This window comes from Neorhizobium phenanthreniclasticum, assembly GCF_040066075.1.
Classification (GTDB): domain Bacteria; phylum Pseudomonadota; class Alphaproteobacteria; order Rhizobiales; family Rhizobiaceae; genus Neorhizobium; species Neorhizobium petrolearium.
The window spans coordinates 336,947-352,323 of record NZ_JBEAAL010000001.1; the positions used below are offsets into that span (position 1 = coordinate 336,947).

Annotated in this window: 18 protein-coding genes; 6 read left to right on the forward strand and 12 right to left on the reverse strand. The window is 61.5% G+C overall.

The genetic code is table 11. The features are described from left to right. Positions 1–36: 36 nt before the first annotated feature. The 5 genes from ABK249_RS01605 to ABK249_RS01625 form a co-directional block, all read right to left on the reverse strand. Positions 37–294 (reverse strand): hypothetical protein, encoded by a 258-nt coding sequence (locus ABK249_RS01605; protein WP_037158526.1) that lies wholly within the window; start codon positions 292–294, stop codon positions 37–39. 143 nt (positions 295–437) lie between these two features. Then, positions 438–812, reverse strand: coding sequence for a hypothetical protein (locus ABK249_RS01610; protein WP_348862016.1), 375 nt, complete (start codon positions 810–812; stop codon positions 438–440). A 69-nt stretch (positions 813–881) separates the two neighbouring features. Beyond that, a complete protein-coding gene (locus ABK249_RS01615) occupies positions 882–1,223 on the reverse strand; it encodes a nuclear transport factor 2 family protein (RefSeq protein ID WP_348862017.1) in 342 nt (113 codons plus the stop codon). Between the two features lie 4 nt (positions 1,224–1,227). Then, positions 1,228–1,629, reverse strand: a complete 402-nt coding sequence (locus tag ABK249_RS01620; RefSeq protein WP_348862018.1) for a VOC family protein — start codon at positions 1,627–1,629, stop codon at positions 1,228–1,230. 10 nt (positions 1,630–1,639) lie between these two features. Then, on the reverse strand, positions 1,640–2,383 hold the full coding sequence (locus tag ABK249_RS01625) for an SDR family NAD(P)-dependent oxidoreductase (protein ID WP_348862019.1): 744 nt from the start codon (positions 2,381–2,383) through the stop codon (positions 1,640–1,642). Positions 2,384–2,515: 132 nt separating this feature from the next. Here ABK249_RS01625 and ABK249_RS01630 point away from each other — a divergent pair, with 132 nt between their 5' ends. Continuing rightward, positions 2,516–3,430 (forward strand): AraC family transcriptional regulator, encoded by a 915-nt coding sequence (locus ABK249_RS01630; RefSeq protein WP_037158538.1) that lies wholly within the window; start codon positions 2,516–2,518, stop codon positions 3,428–3,430. Here the strand turns inward: ABK249_RS01630 and ABK249_RS01635 are convergent. Next, complete coding sequence (locus ABK249_RS01635) at positions 3,405–4,298, reverse strand: LysR family transcriptional regulator (protein ID WP_348862020.1); 894 nt, start codon at positions 4,296–4,298, stop codon at positions 3,405–3,407. The genes ABK249_RS01630 and ABK249_RS01635 overlap by 26 nt on opposite strands. Before the next feature lie 106 nt (positions 4,299–4,404). On the opposite strand from ABK249_RS01635, the gene ABK249_RS01640 reads away from it, so the two are divergent. The 5 genes from ABK249_RS01640 (at position 4,405) to msrA (ending at position 8,315) form a co-directional block, all read left to right on the forward strand. Next, on the forward strand, positions 4,405–5,037 hold the full coding sequence (locus ABK249_RS01640) for a glutathione S-transferase family protein (RefSeq protein ID WP_348862021.1): 633 nt from the start codon (positions 4,405–4,407) through the stop codon (positions 5,035–5,037). Positions 5,038–5,082: 45 nt separating this feature from the next. Next, on the forward strand, positions 5,083–5,853 hold the full coding sequence (locus tag ABK249_RS01645) for an enoyl-CoA hydratase/isomerase family protein (RefSeq protein ID WP_348862023.1): 771 nt from the start codon (positions 5,083–5,085) through the stop codon (positions 5,851–5,853). A 53-nt stretch (positions 5,854–5,906) separates the two neighbouring features. Further along, positions 5,907–6,581, forward strand: coding sequence for a peroxiredoxin-like family protein (locus ABK249_RS01650; protein WP_037158547.1), 675 nt, complete (start codon positions 5,907–5,909; stop codon positions 6,579–6,581). 58 nt (positions 6,582–6,639) lie between these two features. Further along, complete coding sequence (locus tag ABK249_RS01655; RefSeq protein ID WP_348862025.1) at positions 6,640–7,353, forward strand: SDR family oxidoreductase; 714 nt, start codon at positions 6,640–6,642, stop codon at positions 7,351–7,353. Positions 7,354–7,601: 248 nt separating this feature from the next. Then, complete coding sequence (gene msrA, locus ABK249_RS01660; protein WP_415926412.1) at positions 7,602–8,315, forward strand: peptide-methionine (S)-S-oxide reductase MsrA; 714 nt, start codon at positions 7,602–7,604, stop codon at positions 8,313–8,315. Here the strand turns inward: msrA and ABK249_RS01665 are convergent. The 6 genes from ABK249_RS01665 to ABK249_RS01690 form a co-directional block, all read right to left on the reverse strand. Further along, positions 8,312–8,722, reverse strand: coding sequence for an NUDIX hydrolase (locus ABK249_RS01665; RefSeq protein ID WP_037158552.1), 411 nt, complete (start codon positions 8,720–8,722; stop codon positions 8,312–8,314). The two genes, msrA and ABK249_RS01665, sit on opposite strands and share 4 nt — an antisense overlap. After that, positions 8,719–9,582 (reverse strand): aldo/keto reductase, encoded by an 864-nt coding sequence (locus ABK249_RS01670; protein ID WP_348862026.1) that lies wholly within the window; start codon positions 9,580–9,582, stop codon positions 8,719–8,721. The genes ABK249_RS01665 and ABK249_RS01670 overlap by 4 nt, the downstream gene beginning before the upstream one ends. 93 nt (positions 9,583–9,675) lie before the next feature. Beyond that, entirely contained in the window at positions 9,676–11,142 is a 1,467-nt protein-coding gene (locus tag ABK249_RS01675; protein ID WP_037158555.1) for an MFS transporter, read from the reverse strand. 179 nt (positions 11,143–11,321) lie between these two features. Continuing rightward, positions 11,322–11,771: a PTS sugar transporter subunit IIA gene (locus ABK249_RS01680; protein WP_037159913.1), complete on the reverse strand. Its 450-nt coding sequence runs from the start codon at positions 11,769–11,771 to the stop codon at positions 11,322–11,324. Between the two features lie 28 nt (positions 11,772–11,799). Further along, positions 11,800–12,492 carry a response regulator transcription factor gene (locus ABK249_RS01685; protein WP_037158558.1) on the reverse strand — a complete coding sequence of 231 codons (693 nt, stop codon included), beginning with the start codon at positions 12,490–12,492 and terminating at the stop codon, positions 11,800–11,802. After that, a complete protein-coding gene (locus tag ABK249_RS01690; RefSeq protein WP_348862027.1) occupies positions 12,489–15,209 on the reverse strand; it encodes a sensor histidine kinase KdpD in 2,721 nt (906 codons plus the stop codon). Before ABK249_RS01690 ends, ABK249_RS01685 begins: the two co-directional genes overlap by 4 nt. Positions 15,210–15,377: the final 168 nt, after the last annotated feature.

The following is a 15,377-nucleotide window of genomic DNA, read 5'->3' on the forward strand; positions in this document are numbered from 1 at the left end:
GATGCATCAGTCGCCTCGATATCGATCGAGGCCTCGTTATAGCAAAGGTTGTGCTGTATCCCTGCGCTCGCCCAGATAGGCAACGATACCCACGGATCGCGGCTTGCTAAAATCGGCTAAGCGGGACAGCGTGATGCCTGCTCCGGTGACGCCCGCCTGAAAGCGGCTGATGGCAACCTCCGCATGTCGAGCGCGCTCACCGGCTTCCTTGAGTTCGATATTCTCCCGGTATCCCGATCCACTAACCCGGACCAGATTACGCGCGATGTTCTTGGGATGAAGGATGGCAGACATGGCCTCCTCCTTTCATTGGGGCCAGGGTATGGATGCCCTGAAGCAGCAGCGCCCTTTAAACGGCTACTGAAGTTCGAAGCATGCGCTTATGTCCGGGCAAAAGCAACGGATAAGCGGCCTCGACACCGGAGCTGAAAGCTCAATCAGTCATGCTCTCCGCGGCGAGCGGCATCTTTTGCATTGACTATGGTGCAGTACATTTCAGCTTGCTTTTCGGACAGCTCCACAAGAAACCACGTTGAGGGTTTTGCGGGCAGGCCTGTGAAGACATCATAGACGGTCCAACTACGATCTATTTCTTCACGGACGGCATACCGCGCTGTCAGGTCTGCCATCCAATCCCCTTGAAGGATGGCAGCAGCCAGGACGGCATTTGCATCATCGATCATCCTCAAACTAGCATACAGGAAGTCGTGAGTCCTTCTCGCCACGTTTCTTTTCGCAATTGGTTGCGCTCCCCGGGAATCCGGGAAAGATTTCTCCCTGACCTCGGCATTCTGCGGGCCGAGCATGGCCACGCCAGACGTCTTGGGCTGAAAGGCATGCCTGTCGAGGGCACGAACCAGATAGTATTTCTTCTTCTGTGATTATTCGAGATCAGCGTCGATGCGCGTGATGAGCCCATCTGCATTGACCGAGATGTCGAGGAGACCGATCTCGTGACCGAAGTCTCCGGTGAAATCGACGCGCAGGCGGGCCTGGGTCCCGCTGATACTCTCGATCGAGAGGAAGCGGGTCACCGTGTAATAGCCGATGAAATATCGCTCGATGTAATCGTGGATGCCTGGGTGGCCGTCAAAACGGTGGCCGGTCGACGGGTCGTCGATCACCGCATCCGTGGTGAACAGGGTCAATGCCGCGTCGGCATCGAAGGCGTTGGTAGCGGCGATCAGCGCATCTGCCGTCTCGCGCAGTGTATCTGCGGTCATCGCATCAGCTCCCGTGCTGCCAGCTCTTGTAGACGAACTCGAGGCTGTAGCCGTCCGGGTCGCGGACTTGCGCCGCATAGTAGCGGGGATCGTAGTGGAGCTGCGGTCCGGGTACATGGATCTCGGTCGCCCCGGCCGCCAGAGCCTCGGCATGGGCGGCATTCACGATTGTCTCGGAGCCCGCGATAAAGCCGACATGCACGGCGCCGGGTGCAGCCGTGCCCTCTCTCAGCCAGAAGAACATTCTGCCTTTGGCACCGAAACCCTTGAGGTCGGGATGCCCCGCCGGGCCTTGGCTGCCGTCATAGTCATGGCGAGCGGTGATCCCGAGGATCGGAAGCACCCTCTCGTAAAAGGCGATCGAGCGCCTGACATCGCTGACGGTCAGGAAGATATGATCGAGCATGGGAGCCTCCTCAGATGATGTAGCCGCCGGCGACTTCGATGTTCTGGGCATTGATCCAGCGGTTCTCATCCGACAGCAGGCTCGCGACCATGCAGCCGACATCGTCCGGTTCGCCGACGCGACCGAGCGCGATCTGCCCGGCGAGCAGCGTCTCGAATTCTTGGCTGAGGCCTCCGCCGAGTTCGGTACGGATCGGTCCCGGCGCAACGGAGTTGGCGCGGATGCGGCGCTCGCCGAACTCCTTGACCATGTAGCGGGTCAGCACTTCGAGGCCGCCCTTGAACGAGGCATAGGGCGCAACGCCGACGGTGGCCACACGGCTGGTCGCGCTCGTCACGTTCACGATGTGACCGCCATCAGTCATCAGGGGAAGCAGTGCCTGCGTGAGGAAGAACGGCCCCTTGAGATGCACGCGGAACAGCCCGTCGAACTCTTCTTCCGTCACCGTCGCAATCGGGTTGTAGAGCCCGTATCCCGCATTGTTGACGAGGAAGTCGAAGGTCTGGGCTTTCCAGGTATTTGCCAGCGCTTCGCCGACTGCGTCGCGAAACGCCGGGAAGGTCGCGCTGTTGCTGACGTCCAGTTCCAGAGCGACTGCCTTGCCGCCGTCAGCCTTGATCGTGCTGACGACCTTCTCGGCCGCTTGCCCGTTGCTGTTGTAGGTGAGGATGACGTCCATGCCGCGCCTGGCGCACTGGGTTGCGATGCTGGCGCCGAGGCCGCGACTTCCGCCGGTGATGATGACGATGCTCATTGGGTGCTCCTTCGATCGGATACCTGAGTGATAGCCGGCAAGTCCGCACGGCCGCTCGCACGATCCTCTTCGAATCTTGCCTATTGCTGCTTTCCCGTTGAATGTGAGGTACCCCTATGAAACAACAAACCCATGGACACGCAGCTTCAGGAACTGAGAAAATTGGCATCCCGGGCGGAGAACCGCCGCACGGAGACGGGTATTCCGCGGGTCGCCATGGTGCAGGGAGAGATTCCCGAACATCGGCTTGCCGCGGTCTACGATCCCATGGTCAATCTGATCTTGACGGGTTCGAAGACCATGACAGTCGGCGACCGCACGTTTCGCTACGATCCCGCAACGTATTTCGTCATGTCGGTCGATCTGCCGGCGGTCGGCTCCGTGTACCCGTCGGATGACGGAGATCCCTATCTTGCCATCAGCCTGACGCTTGAGCCGGTGATCGTCGCGAACCTGCTGGCGGACCTGCCCAAACCTGCCGGAGGTGAGCTCTACAGCCCCGGCTTCTCCGTCGCGCCTGTAACTCCGGAACTGCTTGATGCCTGGCTTCGGATGCTGCGCCTGATGGAGCGCCCGAACGAGGTCCCCGCCCTTGCTCCCGCCTATGAGCGGGAAATCCTCTTCCGGGTGCTGCAGGGGCCGCTCGGATGGATGCTGCGGGATATCGCGACACCTGACACTGCTCTTTCGCGGATCGGCATTGCCATCCAATGGATCAGGCAGAACTTCGCCAAGCCCCTGCGTGTCGAGACCCTGGCGGAGATGGCGGCGTTGAGCGTCTCAGCCTTTCACCGTCACTTCAAGGCCGTGACCGCGCTCAGTCCGCTCCAGTACCAGAAGCACGTGCGGTTGCTGCACGCGCGATCCCTCCTCATCGCGGGCGAAGGCAACGCCACATCCATCGCGTTCGGTGTGGGTTACGAAAGCCCGACGCAGTTCAGCCGCGAATACGCCCGGCAGTTCGGCCTGCCGCCGTCGAGAGACGCGGCGAGACTGCGCGAGAGAAATATTGCGGGTCCGATCATCGATTTCCATCACCTCGATTGACGACATCCTCAACGAAGTCCGCGAATGCCCGTGCCTTCGCACTCGCAAGCCTTCCGGTGGGAAAGACGGCCCATAAGCCGACATCCGGAAGCTCCCAATCCTCCAGCACACGACGAACTGCTCCCGTCTCAAGCTCGGGCCAAAACATCCAGTCGGAGGCGACCGCAAGTCCCATGTCAGCCAGAACGGCGGCCCGTATTCCTTCTGCGGCGCTGAAGCGGGCCCGGCCGCTCACCACGACGGATGCCTCAGTCCCCTGTCTCCGGAAGGTCCAGTCATTGCGGAGCTGGGTGTAGATGACCGCCTGATGCTCAGCGAGGTCCGCAGGTGTAGCGGGCACGCCATGTCGTTCGAGATAGGCTGGCGTCGCGATGACAGAACGGCGCCCGGACGTGACTCGCCGGGCGACCGCCGAGGAATCTGCAAGGTCGCCCATCCGAAGCGCGATGTCGATGCCTTCCGAGACGAGATCGATGACGCGGTCGTCGAGGATCACGTCCACTTCAAGTCCTGGATGCGCTGCCATGAACTTCGGCAGGTGCGGCAGCATCATCAGTCTGGCAAAGGTCGTTGCCGCGCAGACTCGAAGGCGTCCCGAGAGGCCGGCACCGGCGCCTCTGGCCTCCAGTTCGGCCTCGTCGGCCTCCTGGATCGCCGTCTTTGCGCGTTCGTAGAAGCGAACGCCGGCATCCGTCGGCGTCAAGCCGTGGGTGGAGCGGACGAGAAGGCGGACCTGAAGCCTATCCTCCAACTGGGCGATCGTCTTCGAGATCGCGGGCTGGCCGACGCCGATCTGCCTCGCCGCGCTCGAAAACGAGCCCGTTTCCACAACCCGCACAAACGCGGTCATCGCCTGTAGCCTGTCCATGCCTATTCCCTTTTGGAATAAGCATTATCGCCTCGACACGGCTGCCGCAATAGATCGGGAATGGCCATAACTCTCTCCAACGATAACATCGCCGATGGAGATGAACATGATCGAAGTGCATGCCTTCGCGACACCCAACAGCGTCAAGGTGCCGATTGCTCTGGAGGAGATGGGGCTTGACTACGATCTGAAGCCCGTCAACGTCCGCGAGGGCGAGCAGAGGCAAGCGGCGTTCCTCGCCTTCAATCCGAACGGCAAGGTGCCCGTCCTGGTCGATGACGCCGACGGCGAACGCCTCGTCCTGACGGAAAGTGCCGCAATCCTCGTCCATCTCGCGGAAAAGACGGGCAAGCTGCTGCCGACGGATGCAACAAGCCGTGCGCGAGTCTTCGAGCAACTCTTCTTCCACGCCTCGGGCCTGAGCCCCTCCTTCGGCAATGCCGGACTCTTCAAGCGCTCGTCGCCGGAGCCGCAGCCGATTGCGGAAGCCCGCTTCATCGGCGAGGCCGAACGTATCCTCGCGCTGCTTGAGGAAAAGCTCTCCGGCCAGGCTTTCGTCGCGACCGACAGCTTCACCATCGCCGACATCGCCCATTTCGGCTGGCTCTGGCGTCGCCAGTTTCCCGGCCTGGTGCTCGACGGCCTGCCCAACCTGTCTCGCTGGTACGACACGGTCGCATCCCGTCCCGCCGTCCAACGTGCCATCTCCTGCGTCGAGGCTCTTGTCCCCGCCGCCTGATCCAATCCCTCCCGCATCCTCATCCCACCAAATAGGAGAATGACCATGCCCAACTTCGATAACTACAGATACGCCTTCCCGAATGCTCGTTTGACCCGCTCAGCAAACGGCGTCCTAGAGGTCGCGCTGCACACCGACGGCGGCAAGCTCGTCTTCAACGGCCACACCCACGAGCAGTTCGTCGACCTCTTTCATCAGATCGGCTCCGATCCTGATAACCGCGTCGTCATCCTGACGGGTTCCGGCGACGCCTTCATGGACGCGATCAGCCCCGAGGGCTTCGATTTCTTCTCGCCGCGCGGTTACGACAAGATCTTCCGCGAGGGCAGGAAGGTCCTCATGAACATCCTCGATATCGAAGTGCCTATGATCACGGCGCTGAACGGACCGGTCCTGCTGCATTCCGAATATGCCCTGTTGACGGACATCATTCTTGCAACGCCCGAAACCGTCTTCCAGGACAAGCCGCATTTCGACTTCGGCATCGTGCCCGGTGATGGCGTCAACCTGCTCTGGCCGGAAGTGATCGGCAGCATCCGCGGCCGGCATTTCATTCTCACCCGGCAGATCCTCGATGCGCAGACCGCCAAGGACTGGGGCGCCGTCAACGAGATCGTGCCGGCCGACAGGCTGCTCGCCCGCGCCTATGAGATCGCCGAAGGCCTTGCCGCCCTGCCGCCGCTGACCAGCCGCTACACCCGCATCGCGCTGACCCAGAAGCTGCGCCGGATCATCGACGACGGTGCCGGTTATGGCCTCGCGCTCGAAGGCATCAGCGCCGCCGAAGTCGCCCGCTCCCTGGCGGACAACGGCTGACCATTCTCGCGTCCGTCATTCATCCAAACCAAGCTTATCAAGGAGATTCCATCATGACCCTGCAATCCAGGCTCGACGCCTTCAAGGCCGATTTCGAAGCCGGCAAACCGCCCTATAACGTGCCTTACTCCGTTATCGAAACCATGCGTCGCGCCACCGCAGAACTGATCGCCTCGGGTGCGGCCCAGCGTGCGCTGAAGGCCGGCGACAAGCTGCCGGCCTTCACGCTCTCAGACCCGGAGGGCAACACGGTCTCGTCCGACGGTCTCCTGTCGAAGGGACCGCTGGTCATCAGCTTTTACCGCGGTGTCTGGTGCCCCTATTGCAACATGGAACTGCAAGCGCTGCAGGAGGCGCTGCCGCAGTTCCAGGAACTCGGCGCAAGCCTGGTGGCGATCTCGCCACAGAATCCGGCCAACAGCCGCAAGTCCGTCCGACAGAACAACCTCGCGTTCCCGATCCTGTCGGACCCACACAACGATGTTGCAGCCGCCTTTGGCCTGCGCTTCGAAATGCAGGACTATCTGATCGAGCTCTACAAGTCGCTGAAGAACGACCTGCCCGCCTTCAACGGCGATCCGAGCTGGACCCTGCCGATGCCGGCTCGCTACGCCGTCGGCCAGGACGGAGTAATCCTCTACGCCGAGGTCAACCCGGACTACACCCGCCGTCCGGAACCTGAAGACATGCTGCCGGCGCTGCGCCGCGCCGCCTCGCTCTCCGCCTGATCGACATCCATTCAACAAGGCCTCGCTGCAGCAAGCGGAGAGGCCGAAAGGAGATCCCATGAAAAGAACGTTTCTGATCACCGGGGCCAGCAAAGGCATCGGCCTTGCCCTATCAAAGCGCCTCGCGGATCACGGAGACGCCGTTATCGGTATCGCACGCCATGCGTCCGAGGGATTCCCAGGCGAACTCCATCCTCTCGATCTTGCCGATGCGGCCTCCGGCGACAGGCTCGCGGCAATCGTCCGGGAAGCCAGAGTCGACGGCGTGGTCAACAATGTCGGCCTCGTTCGTGCGGAGCCCCTCGGCAACATCGCGGTCGCGACGCTTGAGGAAGTCATGCGTGTCAATCTCCACCCGGCGTTGTGCGCAGCGCAGGCGGCACTTCCGGGCATGCGCTCGCGGGGATGGGGCCGGATCGTCAATATCTCCAGCCTTACGGTGCTTGGCAGCGTCGAGCGAACGAGCTATGCGGCTGCCAAGGCTGCACTCGTCAGCTTCACCAGAAGCTGGGCGCTCGAGCTTGCCGTGACTGGTATAACGGTCAATGCGGTATCGCCAGGCCCCACCGAGACCGAACTATTCCGAATGAACAATGCTCCCGGCAGCGCGGGTGAGGCGCGTTATCTTGCCGGTGTTCCGATGCGGCGGTTCGGCAAGCCCGAGGAGACCGCCGCTGCCACTGCCTTCCTCCTATCCGACGATGCCGCATTCATCACCGGGCAGACCCTTCATGTCGACGGTGGAGCATCGATCGGGAAGGCGTCAATATAACCCAGATGTCAGTTATAACTAAGCCTTTGCAATCAGGTGATAATCCAGTTTCCCAAGCCAATCTCGATCTTTGTCTGCCGATGATCGTGAGAAACGCGTGTGACATCACATTTCAGTGTGTCGCGAGGATGTGTGTAACCAATCGCATCCCGCTTCCGTAAATGTACAGGAAAGCAGAGCTTGGCATCCGAGGCCATGCGCCTGTTCGGGGATCAGCCCACGCATCCGTTTCGGTTGAGGAGACCGTCATGCAACGCAGATCAAAAATGCCGAGGCTTGCCGGTGCAGCATCCGTTCTGGTGGTTCTGGCGTTCGGCATGGGCAGCGCCTCCGCGCAGGAAGGAATTGCCATCCCTGCGCCGGCGATCGACCATGCGCCAAACACAACCGACATGGAAACGGCGATCTTTGCCGGCGGCTGCTTCTGGGGCGTTCAGGGCGTATTCCAGCATGTCGAAGGCGTCACGAATGCCGTTTCCGGCTATGCCGGAGGCACCAGGGAGACGGCCCATTACGAGATGGTCGGATATGGCAGGACGGGTCATGCGGAATCCGTCAAGGTGACCTTCGATCCGAAGAGAGTAAGCTACGGACATCTCCTGCAGATCTATTTCTCGGTGGCGCACGACCCGACCCAGATCGACCGGCAGGGACCGGATGCCGGCCCGCAATATCGCTCGGCCATCTTCCCGGTAAATGACGAACAGGCGCGCATTGCCAAGGCCTATATCGACCAGCTCGACAAAGCGAAACTCTACGATACGACAATCGCAACGACAATCGAACCGGGCAAGGCCTTCTATCCAGCCGAAGACTATCACCAGGATTTCCTGGCCAACAACCCGACCTATCCCTATATCGTCTTCAACGACCTGCCGAAGCTTTCCAATCTCCGGAAACTGTTCCCGAAGGATTATCGCGCCGATCCGGTTTTGGTCACAGAAGCGGGCGTCGCGAATTAAGTGCCCAGAAGCGTCTGCCGCCAAGCTGGCAGGATGTGGTGTTCGGTGAGCTCCGCCAGGACAACATCGGCTGGATCGATCGGCGATATCCAGCGGATTTCCTCGATCTCGGCGGCTGGGGCAACTATCCTGTCGCCGCTTTCGAAAACAAACACATCCGCCGATACGAGATGATCCGGCTCGTTGGCGGCCGTCGCCTCAAACCGGCCGAGCGACCGGAACTGTTCCGGGGAGGCCCGCAAACCGATTTCCTCTTCAAGTTCACGGACCAGCGCGGCGGCCGGGCTTTCGTCCGGCTCCATCTTGCCGCCGGGCTGCATGAAGGCTGTCGTACCGCGCTTGCGAACGAGAAGTATCTTTCCGTCAGCACGGACGATCAGAGCGGCGGAGATCCGGATGATCCTCATGCGTTGCCCTGGGCGTCGAGGACGGCGAAATCCTCGTCGGACAACACGATGTTCACCGCCGAGAGGTTTTCTTCCAGATGCTTCACCTTTGACGTGCCGGGAATCGGCAACATGACCGGGCTGCGCTTCAGCACCCAGGCAAGCGCAATCTGACTTGGCGCGGCATCATGCTTCTTCGCGATCGCGTCGAGAACCGAGCCGGGCCTGGCGAGATTGCCGGCCGCCAGAGGATGCCATGGAATGAAGCCGATGCCGTGCTTTTCGCTGTATTCCAGCACGGCCTCGCTCTTGCGGTCGACGAGATTGTACTGGTTCTGGACGGTTGCGACCTTGAAATATTTCGAAGCCTCCTCGATCTGGGCGACCGAGACTTCGCTGAGCCCCGCGTGACGGATCACTTTCGCATCGATCAGCGATTTGACGGCATCGAACTGTTCAGCCGCGGGAACCTTCGGATCGATGCGGTGAAGCTGCCAGAGGTCGATCTGCTCGACACCGAGCCGGCGCAGGCTCTTGTAGGCCTGCTGGATCAGGTATTCCGAGCGGCCGAGCGGAATCCAGCGGTCGGGGCCGATGCGGGTCAGGCCGCCCTTGGTGGCGACGACGATCCTGCCATACGGATGGAGCGCCTCCCGGATCAGTTCCTCCGAGACGTCGGGGCCGTAGGAATCCGCCGTGTCGATGAAATTTATGCCGAGCTCCGGCACGCGCTTCAGCGTGCGGATCGCCTCATTGCGATCGGCGGGTTCCCCCCAGATACCCTTGCCGGTAATGCGCATGGCGCCGAAGCCGAGGCGGTTGATCTCAAGCTCCCCGCCAATCCTGAACGTGCCGGACGTGGCCGCATTTAAATCAGACATGATTTCCATCTCCCTTTCCGGGTCAATTTGCCAATCGACTTTTCAGCGCCCGGAACTCATCGGGCCACCTTGAAAGAAACCGCTCCTTGAAACTCAACCTTCCCGCACGGCTTCCGCCCGCCGTATGACGCCCGGCACGTAAAGGCAGGCGAGGATGATCAGGGTTGCGATAAGGAACATGAAGACAAAGGTCAGGTGAAGGGCGTTCTGCAGCACCAGCCGGATCGACGATTGGGCGGCAAGCGCCGTTCCCGCGCCATCCAGAAGACCGCGCAACTGATCCGGCGTGACGGCATCGGCTCCGCCGGAATTGGCAAGACCGTAGCTCAGCACCGCGCCGAGGACCGCAGCTCCAAGCGTACTGCCGAGATTGCGCGCAAAGATGTTGGATGCCGTAGCACTGCCGCGCTCCGACCAGCCGACACTTTCCTGGATGATGACCAGCGAGCAGATGCTGATGAGGCCCATGCCGAAGCCCATGACGAGCGAGCCGGCGCCGGCTTGAATGGGCGAGCTGCCGGGCATCAACAGGACCAGCAGAAAGGCGCCTATGGGAATACAGACGCTGCCGAAGATCATGATCCGGCGCAAGCCGAAGCGCGGGAACAAGCGGGAGGCGAGCGTTGCCGCCGCCGGCCATCCTATCAGGAGCATGGTCAGCGCGAAGCCTGCCACGACCGCCGACCGGTTCAATACCGTCTGCACATACATGGGCAGGAAGGTCGTAAGTCCCATAATCGCCATGCTGGCGAGAAAAGTCGCCACATTGGCGGCAGCTATCGGCCTCTGCCGCCAGAGGTCGAGTGACACCATGGGCGCCTCGGAACGACGCTCCTGCCTGAGGAAAAGCATAAGACTGACGGCGAAGATCGCGACAGCGAACATTGTATGGGCCGCAGTGGCTCCCTCGGCTTCCGTCAAAGCGATCATCAGGGCCGCGATCGAAACGGCAAAAAGACCCGCACCAAGGATGTCCACCGAAACGCCGCGGGATTGTTTCTCCTCATGAAGGAAAACGACAAACCCGAGAGCAGCCGCAAGTCCGATCGGCACATTGATCCAGAATATCCAGGCCCAGGGCAGATTGTGGACGATGACGCTGCCCAGCAGAGGCCCAACCACCGCCGAAAGCGCCCAGACGCTGGCGAGATAACCCTGGACTTTGCCGCGTTCAGCCCCGGGAAAAAGATCTCCTACGACCGTCATGGTGACCGGTTGAATAGCGCCGGCGCCAATGCCCTGCAACAGCCGGAAGGCGATCATCGAAGGCATGGACCAGGCGAAGCCCGCAAGGACGGAGGCGGCGAGAAAGATCGCGATGCCGAGCAGGATGATCGGCTTCCGGCCGTAGATGTCGGAGAGTTTGCCGAAGATCACCGTCGTCGCAGTCTGCGCCAGCAGGAAGGACGAGAAAACCCAGCTATAGAGATTCAACTGGCCAAGCTGGGCAGCGATTTGCGGCATGGCCGTTGAAACGATCGTCGCCTCGATGGCGATCATCGCCATGCTTGCCATCACGGCCGCGATGACAAGCGCCCGATTCGAGCCTGGGTGGGTCATGATGTCTTACCTGAGAACGCCGCTCGGCGAACACGATGGGAATGGACGTTCGGCGGTCGGATGGCCGTCGGTGCGGGATGGTTTTAAGTATCCCCATGGCGAGCCGCGTCAAGAGGCAAGATTTGACACTTATCAAACCAGCGCTGTGCCGGAAACGCAGCAGCCGTGCGCTGTCACGGTCATGCCTCCGGCGGGCAGAGCCTGACATAGACTTCTTCCGGACTTGCCGCCCGGCGGATTGCCGCAACCGTCTCCTCCTCGCGGATGCGCCGGGCGATGCAGGAGAGGATGTTCAGGTGTTCCGGGCGGCTTTCGGGATTGAGAAGCAGAAAGACGAGATCCACCGGCTGATCGTCCACCGCCTCGAAGTCCACCGGCTTCACCAGCCGCGCGAAGAGGCAGAAATGCCGGTCGATGCCTTTGACAACCGCATGCGGAATGGCAACACCGGCGCCGATGCCCGTCGAACCAAGGTTTTCCCGATTGATCAACACTTCGGCGATCTCGCTTGCGTCAAGCGCAAGCCTTCCGGCAGCAAGTTCGGAAAGCTGCCTGATCAGCGCCGCCTTGGACGGCGCCCCAAGGTCGAGCACGATATTCTCCGGCAGGAGATAATCACGGAGTTTCATAGCAATGTCCATCGATTGAGGGCAGCGCCTATTGACCTTCCTGCAGCCGATAACCGACCCCGGTCTCGGTGAGGATATACTGTGGCTGGTCGGGCGTCTTTTCGATCTTCTGACGAAGCTGGCGCACATAGACACGCAGATACTGCACGTCCGTCAGCCCGTCCCAGACATGTTCCAGCAGGAAACGGTGGGTCAGCACCTTGCCGGCATGCTGCACCAGGATTCGGAGGATGTCATACTCCTTCGGCGAGAGCTTGACTTCCTTGCCGGCCACCTTGACGATGCGCTTGACGAGATCGACAGAAAGATCGCCGGTCTTGAAAACAGGCTTCTCGCCCTGGCTCTGCAGGCGGTGGCGGAGCGCCACGCGGATGCGCGCGACGAGCTCGTTCATGCCGAACGGCTTGGTGATGTAGTCGTCCGCGCCGAGTTCGAGCGCCTTGACAATGCCGGCCTCATCCGTGCGGCTCGAGAGGATGACGATCGGCAGGTCGAGCCCCTCCCCCCGCCACCTAGCGAGCAGATCATGGCCGGGTATGTCCGGCAGGCCGAGATCGAGGATGATCAGGTCGGGCTTTTCGGTCCTGACGAGCTCCATCGCGACCTTGGCATTCATCGCTTCGCTGACGGAATATCCCTGTGTGGAAAGTCCGACGCGAAGCAGCTTGCGGATCGGCGGCTCATCCTCGACGATGAGTATATGCACGGCGGTATTGGTCATTCGTCTTCTCCCAGGGCCTTTTCTCCCAGAAGGGGCATCTCGGCAGGCACCGGCATGCGGATCGTGAAGACTGCCCCTGAACGGTCGGACCGATTGGCCGCCCTGATGGTGCCGCCCATGGCCTCGATGAAGCCACGGCAGATGGAAAGACCGAGCCCGGTGCCGGCCCGGACGTGATCCCCCTTCCGGACACGATAGAAGCTGTCGAAAATACGCTCCACGTCGTTGAACGGGATGCCAGGCCCTTCGTCCATGACGGACAGCAGGACCGCATCTCCATCCCGAAAGCCGCGGATATCGATCACGGTCTCATCGGGCGCATATTTGGCAGCGTTGTCGATGAGATTGAAGAGGACCTGCTCGAACAGAACCGGATCGATCTTCAGCATCGGCAGGTCGGCAGGAATGCTCACCTTCACCCTGTGCCTGGCGGCGATCTTCGCCGCCCGGCTGAGCGCCGTGCCGACGATGTCGCCCACGAAATGGAAAGCGTAGTTCGGCTCCATGGCGCCCGAGCCGATGCGGGTCATGTCGAGCAGATTGGAGATAAAGCGGTTGAGCCGCTCCGACTCGTCCACGATGCTCGTCAACAATTCGGTCCGCGCCTCTTCCGGGATATCGGCTCCGAAATCCTTGAGCATGCCGGCGGAGCCCATGATCGCCGCAAGCGGGGTCTTCAGATCATGCGAGATCGACGTCAGAAGCGCGGTGCGCAGCCGGTCGGTCTCGGCCGCGAGCTTGGCCTTGTCGACATCCGAGACAAGCTGGACGCGCTCGATCGCCAGCGCCGCCTGATCCGCCAGCGCATCGAAGAGCCGCTGCTGTTCGGGCGTCAACAGAGGGCCCTGCTTGTCGTTGTCGAGGCCGATGACCCCGACCGGCTCACGGCCGGTCCGCATCGGCAGATAGAGACGTTTCGCGCCGGGCAGCGTATCGGCGGCGCGGCCGGCCGGGCGGTTGTGTTCCCAGGCCCATTTGGCGGCGGCGATGTCCGCATCCACCAGCGTGTCGTCCGGGGGATAACCGGCCTTCACGGCGATGGAGCCATTTTCCGGCAGCAGGATTACCACACGGACCTTGAGCATGGAGGCCATCTGGAAGGCCGTCGCCCAGAGCACATCGTCAAGCGTGCCCGTTCCCGCCAGTTTCTTCGAGAAGAGATAGAGGTCCTCGGTGGTGCGCGCCCGCTGGCGGGCGGCGACAGCCTGCCGTTGCACGGCCGCCGTGAGGTTCGATGCGACAAGGGCGACGCCAAGATAGAAGAACAGCGCGACCAGGCTTTCCGGGTCGCGCACGGTCAAGGTGTAGCGCGGCTCCAGGAAGAAGAAGTTGAAGGAAAGGGCACCGAGCAGAGAGGCGTACAGCCCCGGCCCCAAGCCGCCACGCACTGCGGCGGCCAGCACGGCCATCAGGAAAACCAGAGCCAGATTGCGGACGTCGAGCGTCTGGTCGAGGGCGATGCCGGCAATGATCGCCAGCCCTATGAAAACGGTGCTGTGAAGGTACGGCTTGATGCGGAAGGCTTTAAGCGGCTGAGCGGCCTTCACGCCTCGCTGCGGTTCGCTCTCCCTCGCATTACCGGAAATCACATGGACGCTGATATCGCCGGCGTAGCGGATCAGATCATGGGTGACGGAACCCTGCCAAAGTTGACGCCAACGCGGCTTGCTCGGCCGGCCGACGATGATATGGGTGAAATTGTTGGCATTCGCATAGGCAATGATCTCGCGCGAGCGATGGAGCGCCGGCAGTGTCACCGTCTCGGCGCCGAGTTGCTCTGCAAGCCGCATATTGGTAGCAAGCCTGTCCTTGTCCTCATCCGGGAGATTGAGTGATTGCGGCGTTTCGAGATGCAGCGTCGTCCAAGGCGCCCGTAGGCGATCAGCCTGACGGCGGGCATAGCGGACGAGGCTTGCGCCGCCACGGCTGTGATCCAGGCAGACCAGCACCCGGTCGCCCGCCGCCCAGGGGCCGGAAATCGCATGCGCCTGCATGTGATTGAGCAACTGCTCATCAACCCGCTGGGCCGTACGGCGGAGTGCAAGCTCGCGGAGCGCCGTCAGGTTGCCGGGTGAAAAATAGTTCTCGATCGCCCGCCGGGCAGTCGTCGGCACATAGACCTTGCCGTCCTTCAGCCGCTTGATGAGGTCGTCGGGCGTAAGGTCGATGATCTCGACGTCATCCGCCCGATCGATGATCGAGTCGGGAACGGTTTCACGAACCCGGATGCGGGTGATCTGCGCCACAACATCGTTCAGGCTTTCAACATGCTGGATATTGAGTGTCGAATAGACGTCGATCCCCTGGGCGAGAATCTCCTGCACATCCATATAGCGCTTCGGGTGGCGGCTGCCGGCGACATTCGTATGCGCCAGTTCGTCGACGAGGACCAGTTCCGGGCGTCTCGCCAGAATGGCGTCGATGTCCATTTCCTCAAGGGGCTGGCCGCGGTAATCGATCCGCTTGCGAGGTATGGCCTCGAACCCCTCGATCAGCGCCTCGGTCTCCTGCCGGCCATGGGTTTCGACGACGCCGATCACCACATCGACGCCATCGGCCTTGCGAGCGCGGCCGGACATCAGCATTTCATAGGTCTTGCCGACGCCAGGCGCCGCACCGAGAAAGATCTTCAGACGCCCGCGCCCCTCGCGCTCGGCATGCTCCAAAAGTGCATCCGGCGATGGCCTGTTCTCGATCTCATGACTGACGTCGGGCATCTACTACCTGTCTTCCGTCCGGGAAAGCGGCGGCCCTCCCTCAAGTGGCCACAACCATTTCAGTTTATGGGAGAGCCTCGTCAAGCGCCAAACTGAGCGCGAACACACTTGGCTGACGCCATCCGGGATCGGAGCCGCAGGCGAGACCGGAAAACGGCACCTCGCGCT